18 protein-coding genes and 1 pseudogene are annotated in these 17,346 nt (G+C 44.9%); all 19 read right to left on the reverse strand.

Annotation, left to right across the window (positions count from 1 at the left end; all coding sequences use genetic code 11):
- Positions 1–94: 94 nt before the first annotated feature.
- Positions 95–1,864 (reverse strand): ABC transporter ATP-binding protein, encoded by a 1,770-nt coding sequence (locus JNUCC1_RS03280; protein ID WP_156644057.1) that lies wholly within the window; start codon positions 1,862–1,864, stop codon positions 95–97.
- Between the two features lie 18 nt (positions 1,865–1,882).
- On the reverse strand, positions 1,883–3,085 hold the full coding sequence (locus JNUCC1_RS03285; protein ID WP_156644058.1) for a glycosyltransferase: 1,203 nt from the start codon (positions 3,083–3,085) through the stop codon (positions 1,883–1,885).
- Positions 3,082–3,924 carry an acyltransferase family protein gene (locus JNUCC1_RS03290; protein WP_156644059.1) on the reverse strand — a complete coding sequence of 281 codons (843 nt, stop codon included), beginning with the start codon at positions 3,922–3,924 and terminating at the stop codon, positions 3,082–3,084. The genes JNUCC1_RS03285 and JNUCC1_RS03290 overlap by 4 nt, the downstream gene beginning before the upstream one ends.
- A complete protein-coding gene (locus JNUCC1_RS03295; protein WP_197431615.1) occupies positions 3,921–4,169 on the reverse strand; it encodes an acyltransferase family protein in 249 nt (82 codons plus the stop codon). Before JNUCC1_RS03295 ends, JNUCC1_RS03290 begins: the two co-directional genes overlap by 4 nt.
- A gap of 39 nt (positions 4,170–4,208) precedes the next feature.
- On the reverse strand, positions 4,209–5,111 hold the full coding sequence (locus JNUCC1_RS03300) for a glycosyltransferase (RefSeq protein ID WP_156644061.1): 903 nt from the start codon (positions 5,109–5,111) through the stop codon (positions 4,209–4,211).
- 41 nt (positions 5,112–5,152) lie between these two features.
- Positions 5,153–5,392 (reverse strand): hypothetical protein, encoded by a 240-nt coding sequence (locus tag JNUCC1_RS03305; protein WP_156644063.1) that lies wholly within the window; start codon positions 5,390–5,392, stop codon positions 5,153–5,155.
- Entirely contained in the window at positions 5,389–6,585 is a 1,197-nt protein-coding gene (locus tag JNUCC1_RS03310) for a glycosyltransferase (RefSeq protein ID WP_156644065.1), read from the reverse strand. The genes JNUCC1_RS03305 and JNUCC1_RS03310 overlap by 4 nt, the downstream gene beginning before the upstream one ends.
- 101 nt (positions 6,586–6,686) lie before the next feature.
- Entirely contained in the window at positions 6,687–7,601 is a 915-nt protein-coding gene (locus JNUCC1_RS03315; protein ID WP_156644067.1) for a glycosyltransferase family 2 protein, read from the reverse strand.
- A gap of 13 nt (positions 7,602–7,614) precedes the next feature.
- A complete protein-coding gene (locus JNUCC1_RS03320) occupies positions 7,615–8,031 on the reverse strand; it encodes an adenylyltransferase/cytidyltransferase family protein (RefSeq protein WP_156644069.1) in 417 nt (138 codons plus the stop codon).
- Positions 8,018–9,199: a CDP-glycerol glycerophosphotransferase family protein gene (locus tag JNUCC1_RS03325; protein WP_156644071.1), complete on the reverse strand. Its 1,182-nt coding sequence runs from the start codon at positions 9,197–9,199 to the stop codon at positions 8,018–8,020. The genes JNUCC1_RS03320 and JNUCC1_RS03325 overlap by 14 nt, the downstream gene beginning before the upstream one ends.
- Complete coding sequence (locus tag JNUCC1_RS18150) at positions 9,196–9,576, reverse strand: hypothetical protein (RefSeq protein ID WP_197431616.1); 381 nt, start codon at positions 9,574–9,576, stop codon at positions 9,196–9,198. The genes JNUCC1_RS03325 and JNUCC1_RS18150 overlap by 4 nt, the downstream gene beginning before the upstream one ends.
- Entirely contained in the window at positions 9,570–10,259 is a 690-nt protein-coding gene (locus JNUCC1_RS18155; RefSeq protein WP_197431617.1) for a glycosyltransferase family 2 protein, read from the reverse strand. The genes JNUCC1_RS18150 and JNUCC1_RS18155 overlap by 7 nt, the downstream gene beginning before the upstream one ends.
- Complete coding sequence (locus tag JNUCC1_RS03335) at positions 10,216–11,451, reverse strand: glycosyltransferase (RefSeq protein ID WP_156644073.1); 1,236 nt, start codon at positions 11,449–11,451, stop codon at positions 10,216–10,218. The genes JNUCC1_RS18155 and JNUCC1_RS03335 overlap by 44 nt, the downstream gene beginning before the upstream one ends.
- Entirely contained in the window at positions 11,423–12,577 is a 1,155-nt protein-coding gene (locus tag JNUCC1_RS03340) for a glycosyltransferase family 1 protein (protein WP_156644075.1), read from the reverse strand. Before JNUCC1_RS03340 ends, JNUCC1_RS03335 begins: the two co-directional genes overlap by 29 nt.
- Complete coding sequence (locus tag JNUCC1_RS03345; protein WP_156644077.1) at positions 12,552–12,923, reverse strand: helix-turn-helix domain-containing protein; 372 nt, start codon at positions 12,921–12,923, stop codon at positions 12,552–12,554. The genes JNUCC1_RS03340 and JNUCC1_RS03345 overlap by 26 nt, the downstream gene beginning before the upstream one ends.
- A gap of 3 nt (positions 12,924–12,926) precedes the next feature.
- A pseudogene (locus tag JNUCC1_RS03350) lies at positions 12,927–14,077 on the reverse strand (aminotransferase class I/II-fold pyridoxal phosphate-dependent enzyme).
- Positions 14,078–14,140: 63 nt separating this feature from the next.
- Entirely contained in the window at positions 14,141–14,770 is a 630-nt protein-coding gene (locus JNUCC1_RS03355; protein ID WP_156644079.1) for an acetyltransferase, read from the reverse strand.
- Position 14,771: 1 nt separating this feature from the next.
- Complete coding sequence (locus JNUCC1_RS03360) at positions 14,772–15,368, reverse strand: sugar transferase (RefSeq protein ID WP_156644080.1); 597 nt, start codon at positions 15,366–15,368, stop codon at positions 14,772–14,774.
- Between the two features lie 30 nt (positions 15,369–15,398).
- The gene (gene galE, locus JNUCC1_RS03365) at positions 15,399–16,481 is read right to left on the reverse strand and encodes a UDP-glucose 4-epimerase GalE (protein ID WP_331713584.1); all 1,083 of its coding nucleotides are present in this window, start codon (positions 16,479–16,481) and stop codon (positions 15,399–15,401) included.
- Positions 16,482–17,346: the final 865 nt, after the last annotated feature.

The raw sequence follows: 17,346 nt of genomic DNA on the forward strand, positions 1-17,346 counted from the left end.
GCACGGCTTTCTGCTGTGTATTGGTTATTTATTCTTTTTCGTATTCAGGGTCAGATGTTATCCGCTCTAAGTTGTTGATTATCTGATACATATATCAGATAATCGATCTCGTCACTTCACTTTTGATCGCTTTCAGTTTGCCTTGACTCAGTTCAAAGACCACATCACAATTCTCAATGGTGCTTAACCGGTGTGCGATGATGATCAAGGTCTTTTCTCCTTTCAGCCCATCGATGGCTTTCATAATTTCTTTTTCTGTCCCGTTATCAAGAGCTGAAGTCGCTTCATCCATAAACAGTATTTCCGGGTTATGATACAAGGCACGGGCTATGCCAATCCTTTGCCTCTGTCCCCCTGAAAGTCTTACCCCACTCTCCCCAACTGAAGTATCCAATTGTTCCGGAAGACCTTCAACAAATGTTTTTAACTGAGCTTGCTCAAGCGCACGCCATACTTCCTTGTCATCGATTCGGTCGCCTTCAATTCCAAAAGCCACATTACCTCGGATCGTGTCGTCTGATAAGAAAATAAATTGCGGGATGTAGCCAATTTTTTGCTGCCATAATGCCTTTTGTTCGTGCACATTGACGCCATCGACTTTCACTGACCCTCTCTCAGGACGAAACAGCCCTAAAATGATATCAACGATTGTGGTCTTGCCTGCCCCAGACTCACCTATAAAAGCGACAGACTGGCCAATTGGTATGCTGAGTGACACATTTTGAACGGCATATTCAACCTGGTCTGGATAGCGGAACGACACATCGTTGAGTGTGATGGCATGGTGAAATGACTTTTGCCCTTTATTCACCGTCACTCTTCTTGATGTCACACTGTCAAAGTCTTCTTCACCCACGAATAAATCATCGTACACGACAGATAGCGCAGGCTGACTGTATCGAATCGTGGTAATGAGTGCGACGACCCTTGTAATTGAAGGCATCAGGCGAAAAGCCGCCATCGCGAAAAGTGCCATGGTTGAAACGAGACGAGTTGTACTGGTGTCCTGAAAAAGGATGATCAGCATGGTAATCAGAACAATTGATACAAGCAGCGTCTCAATGAATAGTCTTGGCACAAGCTCCAACATTTTCATATACCGGCTGTTGTTGGCCTTGATCTGACTTTGCCCTGTGTAGGACTTAATAAAAAAGTGCTCTTTTCCAGATACCTTCACTTCTTTGCTGGCACCCAGCCCTTGATTGACCCATTTAATCATCTTCCCGCTAACCTCTTGCTGTTCTTCCCCAAGTGTGCTGATTTTCTTGCGCAAAATGGTGAAAAACACAATCACGCTTCCGCTCAATAAAACTGAAGCTGTCAATGTTGCCATAGGAGCGGTGACTAACAGTAAAGTTAAAATACAAATGATAACCAGCATTTCCGTCGCCAGCTGAAAACCTGCCATGATGATCCCTTGAAATATTTTAGGAACCTCCCCATTTACGTTCCGCAGCAAATCGGCAGAATTCCGCTGTAAATGGAATGTATACGGTTTGATCAAATACGCTCGAAACAAGCGTCTTGACAATTTAACCTGCTGATTCAAAATGACCCGGAGTTGCGCATAGTTGAAAAACATCAGATATAGATTTTTCAATACGAACACGCCTAACAGAGCACCGACAGCAAAGATCATAAATCCCGATGTCGAGGTGAAATTGAACAGGTCATATAAATAGGATAAAACTGCTTGTTGCTGAATGATGCCGGGGTCTGTCACAATGTCGACAAACGGCACGATCAAGCCAATTCCTATGGTTTCAAAGAATGCAGCTACAATCATCATTCCGAACAAAACTAATAATTTCTTGCGTTCACCTTTATTAAAAAACTTCAATAGCTTCATTACAGTTGCTTTCATATTTTCACATCCTCCAGCTTAAACATTAACCATCTGTTCCATATCATATAGTCGCTCCTGTATCTCCTCCGTATGATCTGGGAGTTCTTCAGATAAACGGCGAATAAACTCAGCTGTCATATTAGCATCCCCCAGCACTGCTTGGATGCCTGCGACCAAACTTTCCGAAGTGTTTTCTGCAATCCAACCGTTATTACCATGGGAGATTTGATCACGAACACCATTAAAGTTGGTTGCTACAATCGGTTTGTTTAAACATCTGGCCTCAGCCAACGTTAAACAATAACCCTCATGGCGGGATGGCTGTACATACACATCCGCATGTTTGATAAACGGGTATGGATTCATAATGCTGCCCAGCAGAATAAAATCATCTTCTAATCCAAACGCTTCAATTAACTGTTCATACGTCTTTCTTTGTTGCCCGTCTCCAATGCAATACCAGCGTGCTTCATACCCAATTCGACGTAATTCCGCTAAAGCCTTAATAGCGAGGTCCTGCCCCTTTTCAAAGGATAGCCGGCCTACCGTAACAATCTTAACTCCAGGGTAGCTGTCATCAAAGACAACCGTCTTTTCCGCTAAGTCTTGAATCGTCTCACTGGAAATAACATTGTGAAAGACGTTCGTTTTACCTTTGATATGCGGAAACCGTTCCACAAGCTGATGTTTGGCATGTTCTGACACAACGTGAATTCGGTGAAATTGATCGTAAAGGCCTGCAAATAACCGGTCATTGATCACATGTCTAGATACATCAAAGTGTATCCATGACACCTTTGCCGTCGCCCTGACCTTATGGGCTACATAATAATCAATTACCTCTGTCGGTCCTTGATAGGCCACCGCGAGATCAAAGGAATTCTTGTACTCCGGCACCTTCTTAAACACCTGTTGGTAATAGAGAGAGCGGTCGTTCCGTTTCTTTGCAAGAAAATAACCATACGTAAAAGACATCATCCTCAAGAATTGTCCAGACTTCATATAATGCTTGATCGTTTGTTGAGGAGGCTGCATGATGACCGGTTTTATATCATCAAACCATGCAGCCTCCTCAATTTTGACCCAATTCGGCACAAGCTGCAAAAAGACACCTCGTTTTTCCAGTAGCACAAGCGTGATGTCATAACGGTCTTTTGGAAATTGTGTCAACAACGACAGAAAAGACTTTTCCACACCTCCTGCATTCATTCTGCTCAGCATAAATAATACTTTCTTCATTTCAACCCTCTCCTAAGCGTTACTTCATCGTACCTTTCAGTATGTGCCACTTTAAATGGCATCACTGCTCCCACAAAATACTTACCGAACCTAAACTGATTGAATACATAGGTGGTACCAATACACAGAACGAGCGTAATGATAAATGCAGAGATGGAATAAGTTGCGATATTCAAAAACACCGGCGGTTCGACATAACTTATCAGCACAAAGAAAAACATATTTAATAAAAAGATGCTGAATGAATAGTTACTGATTAGCATTATGAATCTAGGCACCCGCTGAAAACGAATCCCGATAAACATTATCGAAAAGATAACCGAACATGCATAGAGAAGCATATCCACCCGTTTGGAATCTGGACTGATCATAAAATACTTGTTCATTAGGAGCATCCCTGCAAGGGCAATACCTGGAATGATCAAAATCCATTTACTGCGCAGCATCGCAACGATCGCCTCATAATTCTTCCCCCCGTAAAAACCTAAAACAAAATAAAACAGCCAACCTACAAATGGCATCCAATAACCGACATTCCAAAAATAGTCTCCCACAGCATGGGACGGAGCATCGGTAAAATTAAAAAAAGCCAGATACCCTGCGTTAATCACGAAGGCAACTGGAATCACCACTTTACCAGACCATTGACTTAAATAACGTGCACAAAATATATGCAGCAAATAAAACTGGAAGATGATCAGTATAAAATAAACAGCTGATTTACCTAGAAAGATGCTGCCGGCAATTTGAAAAAGGACTTCTTTAACTGTCCATGTTTCAGCATTTAACAGGGCATAAACAACACTCATAAACAAATAGGGGAGGATTAAGATCTTCATCCTTTTTTCATAAATCCTTTTGGAACGCTTGTGTGGTATTTATTGGCCAGTAAAAATTCGGAAATAAACACAAAAACAGGCACCCCAAAGAGAACAGCCATACTAAAAATATAGACTGGTGGATGGAAAACCGTTTCCGCTTCATAGATCATATGTCCATTATGAATCGCGTGACCGAATGTAACGGCAAGACAGGCCAGGCTCCGAAGCCAGAAGATCTCATGAATTAACGACTGTTTTTTCATTGGCATATCACCTCGTTGTAGCTGCCAAAAATCCCCTCGTCATCTGACACCACTATAAAGTTTTTCCACTGACCAACTTTGCTGTTCACCCGTTAAGTTATCACTCAAGTTGTGCCGTAAAGCAGCAGTATTCAGTAGGTTTCTCACCGCTTGATAGATTTGCCAGGCGTCAACCTCTACTATAATCCCCGTCTGCTGGGCTTTGGTTTGTTCTCGTGCTCCAGTAAAGTCAGTCGTCACAATCGGTTTGTGAAACAGCTTAGCTTCTGCAAGTGTTATGCAATAACCTTCATGTCTCGAAGGCTGCACATACACATCACATTCTTTCATATATGGATAGGGATTCAGCTGCTCACCCAAAAAAACCGCGTAATCACTGACCCCTTTTTCCGCTGCCAGCTGCTTATATTTATCTGCCTCTGAACCAGTTCCGACAAAGTACCATCTGACATCAAAGCCGTTTCGCACAAGAAAAGACAAAGCTTCTATAGCCAGATCTTGACCTTTTTCATGTGACAGCCTGCCAACAGTTAAAAGACGCATGCCTGTAAAATGATCTTGAAATCCCTCTCCCTCTGCAGCTTGTGCCATGATCAAGGTTGGGGATAAAAGATTGGGAAAGACGTCTGTTCGCTCTTCCAATGCAGGCACGCGTTGCAAGAGCTTATGCCTCCCTTCCTCTGAAACGGTGAAAATTTGCTGAAACTGCCCATATAGTTTTTGGGCAAAATAAGAGTCGAAGCCGATGTGATCAATGTCAAAGTGAATCCACTGAACTTTTTTCTGGGCTTTCACTTTATGGACAATATAATAGCTTATGAGGTCCATCGGGCCCGCATAAGCGACAGCGAGATCATATTCCGTATAATTAACTGGAAGGTCTTTTAAGATATAGTGATAGAATAAACGCCTGTCTTTTCTAAGTTTCGCCAGACCATACACGCCTGCTAGACGGCATGCTTTTACAAGCTTGCCTGCACGAGCTAATTGACGTACGGACTGACGCGGGATTGATGAATCAGATGTTTAATAGCCTGGTACTGCTCCAGCTCAGCAACGTGCACATGGTCTGGAATCGCATCGAGCAAACTGCCGCGCCGCTCCAAGAGCAGTACCGTGATATCAAACTGATCTGCTGGAAGGGCATCGATCATATTAAGCAAGGCTTTTTCCGTGCCGCCAAGATTCATATTAATCACCATAAACATCATGCGCTGTTTCATGATGACTCAATCAATTCATAGAAACCATGAATCGCCTCCACATTGCCCTTTTTCTCCTGTGTTAAATAGGTGGTGATATACGAGCGTAATGCATGATCGTCAATCATTTGTTGAATCGCCTTTGTCACAGCTTCTGGCGTCCGCTCAACGACAAGCCCATTTTCACCATTGACCATTTGGTTGTAAACAGCATCAAATTCTGATGTGACAACAGGCACATTGAGCATCCGTGCTTCTGCAATCGCCAGGCCAAACCCTTCAAATCTCGAAGTCTGCACATAGACATCAGCCTGCTTTATATATGGGTAAGGATTGGCATTGACCCCTAGTAATATAAAATGTTCGGTTAGCCCCATGTCTTTAATGGCGGTTTCCATCTCTCTTTGCAGCGGCCCTTTTCCAAGAACATACCATTTAAAATGCAGCCCACTCTGCTTCAGTTGTCTGCAGGTCTCCAGTGCGACGTCATAGCCTTTCTGATGAGACAACCGTCCAATCGTTAAAAGCCTAATCCCATCAAATCCGTCCTGATAGCCTTCATCAGCTTCAGCCATAGCTGCAATAAACTCAGGGTTATTAATATCATATTGAATCGAAACTTTGTCACGGTATTCAGGGAACGTCTCAAGAAAAACTGTTTCAGCCGATTCTGAGACCGCAACAATGCCATCAAATTTGTTATAATATCGGGTCTGGAACGTCTTCTCTTTCATTTCCAGCCGGTAACTGACATTCACCCAAGCCAATTTCCGTTTAGCCTTTACCTTCTCAGCCACATAAAAAGTGGGCACCCCCTGGGCATAAGCGATAGCAACGTCATAGGCCCTAGGATTCGGTTCTATTACTGTTGAAGCATGCTGCCAAAACAAGCGTGCTTTTTGCTTATTCCCTGTCTTACCTTTCCTGATCTGAAACGAATACTTAAGTCGTGACGACAGCATCTTGAACTGCGATTTTGATACAGCCTGAATGAAAGCTTCTCTCAGATTTAAGGCAGCAAATTCTGTATATATGAAAGGCTTTAATACGCGCACCTCTTTTGGCACCAGTTTTTCGAGCATATGCCCGTGAGCGAACAATTGTAGGTCAACGTCATATCGGGTAAAGTCTAGTAGGTTGAGTAATGTGACAAGACTCTTTTCCGCTCCTGCCACATCCAAGGAATCAATGACAAATAACAAGCGTTTTTTCATTTAAGGATCAACTCCTTTCATTGTACTGCAGCACACTTACGAGACTTTTTTCTTCATTTGACTAGACAGTATAAATAAATCAACATTCACACGCAGAAGCGTCATGATGGATCGATAGGTAAATGATAGGCGGCTTTTTTACGAATGAGGTGGTCATGCTGTCTGATGCACGTTTGAATCACCGCTAAATACTGTTTTTGGCGTTTTTTTACCTGGACCTGATTCACAATGTAATAGGCATGATCCACACATTGGTAGGCAAAGCAGGTATTCACTTCGACAGCCAATTGTGGATAATGAGTATGCATAAAAGGGATGATTTCATTCCAGGCGGTAAACGCGTCGAGTCTTTTTTCATAATAATGGGCGGTCAGAATACTGTTGTCCTGCTTCACATACACATACCCGGTGTAATGGACATAGACAGCTTGATTGGCGTTGGCAAATAAGTGGTAAGTTATTGCTAAATCTTCGTGAATTCGGCCTTCTGGGAACATAACACCTGCAAAACAAGAGCGCTTAAATAACTTATTACACAAGGAAAATCGATATAAGTAACCCTTGAACAAATGCCGCAATGCTTCCTGATGACCCAATTCCTGGATATACAATTCTTCAGGGCTACTGTGATTGACCAAACGGCCATCGATTTCCCTGCCCAGTTTACAAATGCCAATATCGCTATTCGTTTCCTGACAGGTTCGGTACAGCCATTCGTACATTCTTCCTTCAACATAATCATCTCCATCTACAAACCCAATGTAAGCCCCGCGAGCCGCCTGTACCCCTTTGTTGCGTGACGAACTGACACCGCTGTATGTTGTATGCAGCACAGTCACCCGCTGATCTTGTTTCGCATAGGCGTCACAAATAATCCCGCTTCGATCAGTGGAGCCGTCATTAATCACGATGACTTCAAAATGCGTAAACGACTGGGAGAGAATGCTATCGAGACATTTTCCAATAAACCGCTCTTGGTTGTGAACAGGAACAATAATGCTGATTACCGGATCCAATGTCATCCCCTCCCTATAACTTCACTTTGCGTTTAACAAGTGACGATGAAACACCGCGTGTATAAGGAAAATATACAATTTCGACACCCACAGGTTCAAATTGCCGTTCCAGTTGATTAAAAAGGGGATCACCTTTCCAATCATCACCTACAAACATGACATCGAACTTCAACGTCTCCCAGGCTGCAAACTTATCACGATGCTCCTGTGCAACAACGTGATCCACATATTTAATCCCTTCGACGATTTCACAACGCTCTTCAAATGGAATGACCGGATCTTTATGCTTATAAGTCGCAACCAGTTCATCCGTGCTGACACCGACAATCAAATAATCACACTGGGCTTTCGCTCTTTTCAATATGTTCAAGTGTCCGACATGAAACAAATCGAAAACACCTGTTGTATAACCTATTTTATAATGCTTCATATACCTCACTCCTTTTCTCGGAAACACAAATGGCTTCCAGACGATGCGCCAAATGTTCAGCCGCTCTGCCGTCTTCGTACGACCCAACTTCTGCCAGAAATGCCCCCATTTGCCGGTGGTAGTTCTCCTCATCGAAGCTCATGATAGTTTCCATGAGGTCTTGATTACTCTGGGCACTCGGAAATGGCAGTGCCTCAATGTCAAAATAAAGGGCCCGTTCTTTTTGTCTGTAGTCCATGAGATCCGGCACATACAAAAAGCACGGGCGTTTTGTTATGGAGAAATCGAATATCAGTGATGAATAATCCGAAATTAAAACATCCGCTACCATTAATAACTCCTGAATATCGTCATATGCGGTTACATCTCGAACATGGTCACCTTGAATTATTTGATCCGACTGTGACATTAGGTGGGGATGCAACTTGATTAAAATGGTCCATTCTCCCCCGTACTTATCAGTCAAACGCTTGGCCAGTCGGTCGTAATCCAAGTCATAGACATCCATATTGCCATCCTTTCTGAATGTGGGAGCATATAACACCACGTTCTTTCCTGTAACGTTCAGTCGATCTCTGATAAACGCTTGTTTGCTCGGGTCACCCTGCACAAGCATATCGTTGCGTGGAGTGCCATGTTCAAATATTTCCCCGGTATACCAAAAGGCACGTTTGAAAATTTCGGTGCTGCGCTGACATCCGGATAAAAGCAAATCACACTTTCGCGAATCTTTTTGAGCCATTGTGATATAACGTTGGGGCAGTGATGCTTCTGCATCTTTTTCAATTTGCTTTAACCGGAGCGAACTGTGCCATGTTTGAATATAGTATTGTTGTTTTCGTTTCACAAAGAGGTCTGTGGTACGGAAATTGGTTATGATGACTTTTGCTGTGCACAGTTCATAAAAATATCTGAGTGTCATTGTCTTCACGGTTCGGATGCCCGAGGGCAGTGTTTTGGATGTCGGGTCATTAAACGCCCAGACAAGATCGAATCTGTCTTTGGGATACTGGGATAACAAGTACTCTGTAATAGACTTGGGGTTGCAGCCGTATTGGCTGCCATAATAACTGAATAAGAAAATTTTATGATGTTTGACCGGGAAGCAATTAAAGATCAAGATCATACTTCTGCAAACAAAATGTTTCACAGTGTCTATAATGGTCATTTCACTGCATACTCCCTTCTGGCCTGTTGTTCGTGTACAATCTTCAATCCTTCAGGCCGTTTCAGGATCCTGGCTTTCCGCATCATTTTACGCAAGCCCAACAGCCCCGCATTACAGTAAGGATGCAGTAAAAATAAGGACAGCTGTCTGCTTAATAGCCGATCAGGCTCAGCGGCCCTTTTAAAGTTCCGGTGGTTATGCTCGATGTCCTGTTCTATGGCTTTTCGATGCCTGCCATCCGGATCAGCCTTTTTGTTAAGCATTAACAGATTATAATGGATGAGACTGGTCTCCAGAATATGACGGTAAGACGCCCACAACAGCTCTGGATAATGCTGTTCTACAAAAGCATGTCGCTCCTGCAATCCTTTTAACAAATCAAGATGTTTCGGGTATATGCCGCCACAATGCTGTCATCCCGCTGGTAATAGAAGCAGAGTGGCTGATGAACGATCAGGAAACGCCTGACTCTGTGCATGACTTGATGGGCCCAGAATACATCCTCGAACAACACCCCTTTTTTAAATGGAATATCATGAATCAGCTCGGTTTTGTACAGCTTCCCCCAGGCAAAATTCTTCACCCGTTCATTGATGACAAGCTCATACATTAAAGCCCGATTTTTCAGCAGCAGCGGCGGGTCGGTGTGTGCATGATGTCTGTCGTCAACGAGAAGACGGTCATCATAGGCATAATAAAAAGCCGATTGCACAACATCGGCCTGGTAGGTCACACTATGATGGATCATTGTTTCAACCGCCGTTTTCTCCAGCCAGTCATCACTATCAACAAACATTGTATATTCCCCTGACACGTGTTTGACGCCATGGTTGCGTGCGTCGGATAACCCGCCGTTTTCCTTGTGAATGACGTGAACACGCGGCTCCGCTGCCTGATAAATATCCGCAATCTGGCCGCTTTTGTCCGGGGAGCCATCGTTAACAACAATCACTTCGATATTCCGGTATGTCTGACCAAGAATGCTGTCTAAGCACCGGCGCAGATAGGCTTCGACTTTATAAACCGGCACGACGATACTCACCAGTCCGTCTGTCCGCATCTGTTACCCTCCTTTTCATCATGGCGTATAGTTTCTCGAGTTCATGGCCGTTTGTGTAGTCACGTTGGTTAGCTTGTGCTGCAATCCGTTTTCGGAGCGTATGGTCGTCGTACAGCCTTTGAATGCCATGTACGATACCTGCAACAGATTGCTCACAGATGACACCGTCAACACCATCTTCAATTTGACTGGAAGCGGTGGGATAGTTCGTAATTAATACGGGCTTGCCAAGAATCTGTGCCTCACCGACAGTCACAGCTTTCCCTTCATACCGAGACGGCTGCACATATAAATCAGCCGCTTTCATGTAGGGATACGGATTAACTTGTTTGCCCAATAAAATAAAGGCGTCATCCAGCCTGTTGTCACGAATCATCGTTTTGAGCTGCTCTTCATCGCCTCCATAGCCGACCACATACCAGGCAAGGTTATGATAACCACTTTGTTGGAGCTGCTTGAATGCCTGAATCGCTCGATCAATCCCTTTCGCGTGGGACAATCTGGCAACAGTGACCAGCTTAAACCGGTCGTCCGTGAAGATGGGTGTATCTGGCTGTTCATTGGCCAGCTGCCTGACAAGTGTGGGTGATGTAATATTTTCAATGACTTGGACACGGTTCTCGAGCGACGGATATTTTGAAACAAACGCACTTCTGCAGGCTTCGGAAACGGCAATAATATGATCGTATCGCTGCCACATAGCCATATCTGCAGCTACATCTGTATCCACAGTCGAAAAATCTGTGTGAATCCAAGCGATCTTAACATCTGCCTGCACCTTTTCAGCTACGAAATAATGGGGCCACAAATAACTGATCGCGACATCATAGGACTTGTCGTGGCTGGGCAAAAAAGGAAGCGCATATCGCCACATGTATTGCAGTTGTTTATAGCCTTTCTCGGCAGAACGGGTGAAGAGCACTTTCCCCTTTGCCATCAACCTTGTCAGACCAAGACGGATATGGCCGGACATGAAAATCTGTTTAATCGGCATCCGGAACGTTCTGTAAGCTGGCGATTCTGCCAGAAGTTCAACACCATCAGGCAACAAGGACATCAAGTCGCCGGTATGGCTATAAAGCATGACATCCACCTGATGATGCTCATAATCAAAGTGCTTCAGCATATTAATCAGGCTGCGCTCCACTCCGCCGATTTCCAGATCAAAGGATGTGATCAATAACTTGGTCATCTGTCTCACCTTCATTTGAATGATAGATCTTCTTTAAAGCTGAAATACCTGATGCAATGGCAAATCCTTGTTGTCTGAAAGCATGTTTGATCGTCTCAGGATTCGGTTTAGGACGGATAGCTGCTTCCAGTACATGATCAGCCCAAACTTCTGGGGAATCCTGTAATGATAATCTGGTTACAAGCCCAAGACCAAGATCGGCTTCAGGCTGGATGGCGTCTGAAACCACACATGGGAGGCCACATGCTTGAGCTTCCAGCAACACAAGACCCAAACCTTCATAAACAGACGGAAAAACAAAGACATCCATACTATGCAGCAGTGTGGCAATATCACCGCGAACCCCCGTGAATCGCACGTTATCCAGAAGACCAGCTTTTTCAGCTTTTTCCTCGATGGCGTCTCGTAGATCACCATCCCCGACCAACAGTAAATTAACGTGTGGATCCCGTTTGCGCAGCTGGTTCAAGACCGGGAGCATAAACGCATGATTTTTCGCTTCAATAAACCTGCCAACATGGCCAACTACAAGACGTTTCTCCAATTGGGCTTCACGTTTAAATCGTTTCACATTCAGCACCGGAGACTCCAGAAAGCCCTCGTAATCAATCACATTAGGAAAATACGTGTGTGCCTGCTGGTCGCCAAACAAGTACTGTGCCGCGCCATTGCTGCAAGCAAGGCGATCTGTCGCCCATAGCCGGATCATACGCCGCATTGTTGTGTGATACAGCTTACGAGCAGCAGATTCTTGATCATCCTCAGTTGTATGCGCATGTGCAATCCGAATAGGGATGCCTGCCAGTTTCGCGGCAAAAAGGGCCAAACCGCAGTGAAACAGGGTGTGGGCATGAACAGCATCATATGGCCCGTATTGTTTCATTGTCTGATAGAGGCTTTTTAATGAATTTGTTTTTTCAAGCCTGATGATGCGCCCCCCCAACCGCATAATTTCCCCGTCATAATCCGCGGTTTCATGGCTATAAGAAATGAAGTCAAATGTGACGTGTTCTGGATCCATGTGCCGGTACAGATTCATCAGCATGGTCTCGGTTCCGGCTCTGTTCATGGCCCCGACAACATGCAGCACTTTCAGCGGTTTATGACTTACAATTTGATGATTCATGTGTGATTTCCCCGCGATCATTTTGAGGTTTCGATTCAGCCTGTTGGATCACTTTTTTTAGTTCCTTCATCCGTTTCTCTTCAAGTCCGCTGTATTTGATTTGTTCCATGAGACGTAACCACTCCTGGTCTAAAGTCAGTTGATTGTGTCTTTGATTTCCAAATAGCGTATTTACATCTACATTTAAAGCAACTGCGATTTTTTGGATAATGTGAAAAGAAGGGTTTTGGTTAATGTTGCGCTCAATCGTACTTAAATAAGACTTTGAAACACCAGCCCTTTTTGCCAGTTCAGACAGCGTATACCCCTTCTGTTTCCGGATAAGACTAATATTATTTTTCTTCATATTTTATACCTCTTGTTTTCCAGGAATGAAATAGTGACCTCCCATAATAGTGTCGAAACATTTTGTAATGCAGGTGATGACCCGCAGCTGATCTTTAACACGCATTGCTGACCCGGATGGCAGGCAGATCCCATTCGAAAAAAGTTGCTCTGCCACGTGTTCCTGATCGTGATGCGGATAATACATTGCTTCGGTAAAGAGTGGCTGCATATGGAGCGGTTTCCATACTTTTCGAGCTTCGATGTTTTCCAGTTGCAGGGCGTGCAGCAAATGGTCAACTGTTACGTGTGTTTCGCTAGGGTCGATCGTGAAAACAGTCAGCCAGCGATTGGTTTTGGTGTCTTTCAGTTCTTTCATAAACCTGATCCCTGGCAGAAAGGCCAGCTGTTGTTCATACAGATCAAAGACAGCCCGCCTTGCATTGACGCGTTTATCCAGCACTTGTAACTGGGCTCTGCCCACACCAGCCAGCAGGTTACTTAGCCGGTAATTATACCCCATTTGACTATGTTGATAATGTGCAGCGGGGTCCCGGGCCTGAGTCGCAAGGAAACGGGCCTGTTTCATAGCTGCTTTGTCATTTGATACCAGCATCCCTCCACCTGACGTCGTAATGATTTTATTCCCGTTAAACGAGTAGATCCCGAATTTACCGATCGTGCCGCTTGCCTTCCCTTTGTACATCGTGCCAAGTGATTCAGCCGCATCCTCGATTACAGGTACATCGTATTGTTGACACAAGTGCATTAATTCTTCCATTTTCGCGCTCTGCCCGTATAAGTGGACAATAATGACGGCTTTAGGCAGTTTGCCCTGTCTGGCCGCGTCTTGTAAAGCCCGTTCCAATGCCTGAGGGACATGTTCCACGTTTCCGGCTCTGAATCAATGAACACCGGTTTGGCTTGATGATACAAAATCGGATTCGCGCTTGCGACAAACGTTAAAGTCGAACAAAACACTGTATCTCCTTGTTTGACGTTTAATAGCGTCAGTGCCACGTCAATCGCGGCTGTTCCGGAACTAAGCGCTACAGCTTCTTCTACACCGAGGTAGGCTGCCGCTTCTTTTTCAAACATATCCACATGCGGTCCCACCGGTGCAATCCAGTTGGTTTGAAAAGCTTCCTCGATATAATGACGTTCATGGCCTTCCATATGCGGCGGAGACAATAAAATTTTAGACTTTGACAATCATCACACCACCTTACTTTATAAGTTTTATTTGGCTATTCGTTCAATAATACGTGTCGGCGATCCCACTGCCTTACTGAATGCAGGAATATGTTCAATGACAGTTGAACCCGCACCAATCACTGACCAGCTTCCTAAATGCTTCCCAGGGATCACTATCGCGGAGGTCCCAACATGCACGCCTTCTCCAGAAGACACACTGCCAGCGAGCGTAGCACTCGGCGACACATGTGTGTAGTCGCCAATCTCATTATCATGTTCAATAGTCGCGCGGGTGTTGACAATGCACTGCGCACCAACTTGTGCACGGGCATTGATGACCGCGTAAGGCATAACCACTGTCCCATTTCCGATGTCAGCAGAACTGCTGACGACTGCGGTATGATGCACAATGGGGGCAAAGACTTTTGGCGGAAGATCCAGTTGTTGAACGATCTTCTGTCTAATGGCATTGTCTCCGATCGCCACCACGACCCTTGTGTTGCGTTTCAGTAAATGATGGACAAAAGAAATCGGTGCAAAAACGATTCCCCCATCCTTAAAACCTGTTGGATACCGATCATCCAGTATCGCTGTAATAACCCCCATACCGCTCGATATGATCATGTCCTGAATGACTCTGCTATGACCGCCATCGCCTAATATCACGAGACGCATATCATCGAACCTCTTTTGTACCGCTGAATTTAAGCATTGTAGCCTGGTTGTCTTGATGAATGCCTTCTTTTTTTAGCACTTTGGCAATGGTCAGATATAAAATTTTGCAATCCAACAGAACATTTCGGTGATGGACATACCATAGGTCGAGATCAAACTTTTCCTCCCATGTGATGGCATTGCGGCCATTTACTTGAGCCCACCCTGTGATGCCGGGTTTCACTGCATGGCGCGCAGATTGCCTCTTCGTATACAGCGGCAAGTATTCCATTAACAACGGGCGCGGTCCGACCAGGCTCATATCGTTCCGGATCACATTGAACAGCTGGGGCAATTCATCCAAACTGTATTTGCGCAGGACTTTCCCAACAGCCGTCAGTCTTTGTGCATCTGAAAGCATCTCACCATCTTTGGCGGCCATCGTCATTGTCCGGAATTTATACAAGAAAAAAGGTCGGCCGTTCAACCCTGGCCGCTGCTGCTTAAACAATACAGGCGATCCCATGCTGACTTTGATGATGATGGCAATCACGGCGATTAAAGGAGCTGTAATGATAAGCAAGCCCGTGGCAATAGCCAAATCCATCAAACGTTTCATGTGCTGAACCTCCTTATGCGTGCATCTTTTTTACAATAAAAAAGCCGCTGTTTTAACCAGCGGGCTTTCTTTTTCGATCGGTGCCTGACGTGAATCAGACACAGATTGATAACCATTTGGATTGTTGGATTGCCAGCGCCACGTATCTTCACACATCGCATGAATGTCGCGCTTCGCCTGCCACTTTAAGCGGCTTCGGGCTTTATCGGGATTCGCGTAACAGAGGGCTACGTCTCCATTCCGCCGTTCTGATACGATATACGGAATGGTTTTTCCCGAAGCCTGCTCAAAAGCATTAATCATCTCCAGCACACTGTAGCCGACCCCTGTGCCGATATTAAACGCCTCAATGCCGGCATGAGCCTGAATATATTCAAGTGCTTTTAAATGTGCAAGCGCCAGATCAACCACATGAATATAATCCCTGATTCCCGTTCCATCTTTCGTCGGATAATTGGCTCCAAATACCGATAATTGCGGGCGTTTGCCTGCTGCCACCTGAGCAATATAAGGCATTAGATTATTTGGTGTGCCTTTGGGGTCCTCACCAATTTTCCCGCTTGAATGGGCGCCCACCGGGTTGAAATAACGCAATACCGCGATCCGCCATTCGTCATCAGCCTGATAGATATCATGCAAAAGCTCTTCAATCATGAGTTTTGTTCTGCCGTATGGGTTTATGGCCGTCAGCCGACTATCTTCTGTAATTGGCACGTTTTCGGCCACCCCGTAAACCGTTGCGGAAGAGCTGAAGACCATGCGTTTCACTCCATACTGCTGCATGACTTCACATAAATAAACGGTTCCGATCACATTGTTGCGGTAATATTTTAGTGGAACAGAGACCGATTCACCAACCGCTTTCAGACCGGCGAAATGCAGCACCGCTTCAATATCATTTTCTGAAAAGACATGTTCCAACCCAGCCTTATCGAGTAAATCAACGTTATACACTCTGAACGACTTGCCGGTTAGATCCTTAATACGTTTCAATGCGACCGGGCTGCTGTTCGAAAAATTATCCAACACAACAACATCCCGCCCACTCAACAACAACTCCACACAAGCATGACTCCCAATATACCCCGCACCCCCAGTCACAAGCACAGCCACCACAACACCCCCTTCTAAAATTCAAACACGTTTGTATAGTTAGTTTTTAATAGAAAACATGAATTCCGATATGATGCATGAGCATCGTGATTTGCGCTGCGAGATCTTCGGACTCGTGCTGTGCCCGCAGAACTCCGCTATAAATCTCCCCATAAAGTTTGTGTTGCTTATGATTTAAACAGCCTAACGTGCTCATGATAAAAATTAGACACATACTTTCACCGAGCTCCGGGAAAACACGGAGACTCCTATGGAAGCAAAAGCCTCGGTGAGACCCCGGAGGTCGTCAGACCGAGGAGGCTCACCAGCGCCCATGGAAAGCGCAGTGTTTTCCCGGAGCTCGGTGGCGCGAGGCAGTCATTCAAGCTTTCCCTAAGTCGATATTTATCCTATGAGCCAATGAGGATTTCTACTTATGTTCCTGGCTACTTAAAGACAAGGCACGTCAATGTGCGTAAGATACGTATCGTGATTTGCGCTGCGGGAAGTCGCTTTAACTTTATCACAGCTCAAGTGCGACATCTGTTCAAGAAACCCACTTTCACAGTGTCTTCTAGCCGCGGGCACGGCCTCAGCCTCCTTGCCCCGGCAAGGGGTATGTCGACGTTGCCCGCAAAGGGCGGTTTTAGTCGACCCTCCCTCTATATAATTAAAATATCTCCAAAATGCTCTTACTTTCTTAGAATTACTCAAACACTTCATTGACATATTGAATGCGGGTTGAGTATCAGGTGTTGATTTCGGAAATTTCGGACGTAGTCTATGCCATCCTAACGCCCAAATTGTGAACATTTGGTGACAAGAGACGTGATAACCGTGCTGAAAATCTCCACACAACTTATGGTCGCTCACCCTCCCATGTATC

Source organism: Lentibacillus sp. JNUCC-1 (assembly GCF_009741735.1).
In the GTDB taxonomy this organism is placed as follows: domain Bacteria; phylum Bacillota; class Bacilli; order Bacillales; family Amphibacillaceae; genus Lentibacillus_B.

Bases quoted from the DNA above. Each gene is read 5' to 3' on its own strand.
- JNUCC1_RS03355 (WP_156644079.1), bottom strand. From the start codon at position 14,770: ATGCGTCTCGTGATATTAGGCGATGGCGGTCATAGCAGAGTCATTCAG.
- JNUCC1_RS03320 (WP_156644069.1), bottom strand. From the start codon at position 8,031: ATGAAGCATTATAAAATAGGTTATACAACAGGTGTTTTCGATTTGTTT.
- JNUCC1_RS18155 (WP_197431617.1), bottom strand. From the start codon at position 10,259: ATGCGGACAGACGGACTGGTGAGTATCGTCGTGCCGGTTTATAAAGTC.
- JNUCC1_RS03360 (WP_156644080.1), bottom strand. From the start codon at position 15,368: ATGAAACGTTTGATGGATTTGGCTATTGCCACGGGCTTGCTTATCATT.
- JNUCC1_RS03290 (WP_156644059.1), bottom strand. From the start codon at position 3,924: ATGAAGATCTTAATCCTCCCCTATTTGTTTATGAGTGTTGTTTATGCC.
- JNUCC1_RS03305 (WP_156644063.1), bottom strand. From the start codon at position 5,392: ATGAAACAGCGCATGATGTTTATGGTGATTAATATGAATCTTGGCGGC.
- JNUCC1_RS03325 (WP_156644071.1), bottom strand. From the start codon at position 9,199: ATGACCATTATAGACACTGTGAAACATTTTGTTTGCAGAAGTATGATC.
- JNUCC1_RS03310 (WP_156644065.1), bottom strand. From the start codon at position 6,585: ATGAAAAAACGCTTGTTATTTGTCATTGATTCCTTGGATGTGGCAGGA.
- JNUCC1_RS03340 (WP_156644075.1), bottom strand. From the start codon at position 12,577: ATGAATCATCAAATTGTAAGTCATAAACCGCTGAAAGTGCTGCATGTT.
- JNUCC1_RS03280 (WP_156644057.1), bottom strand. From the start codon at position 1,864: ATGAAAGCAACTGTAATGAAGCTATTGAAGTTTTTTAATAAAGGTGAA.
- JNUCC1_RS03345 (WP_156644077.1), bottom strand. From the start codon at position 12,923: ATGAAGAAAAATAATATTAGTCTTATCCGGAAACAGAAGGGGTATACG.
- JNUCC1_RS03335 (WP_156644073.1), bottom strand. From the start codon at position 11,451: ATGACCAAGTTATTGATCACATCCTTTGATCTGGAAATCGGCGGAGTG.
- JNUCC1_RS03285 (WP_156644058.1), bottom strand. From the start codon at position 3,085: ATGAAGAAAGTATTATTTATGCTGAGCAGAATGAATGCAGGAGGTGTG.
- JNUCC1_RS03295 (WP_197431615.1), bottom strand. From the start codon at position 4,169: ATGAAAAAACAGTCGTTAATTCATGAGATCTTCTGGCTTCGGAGCCTG.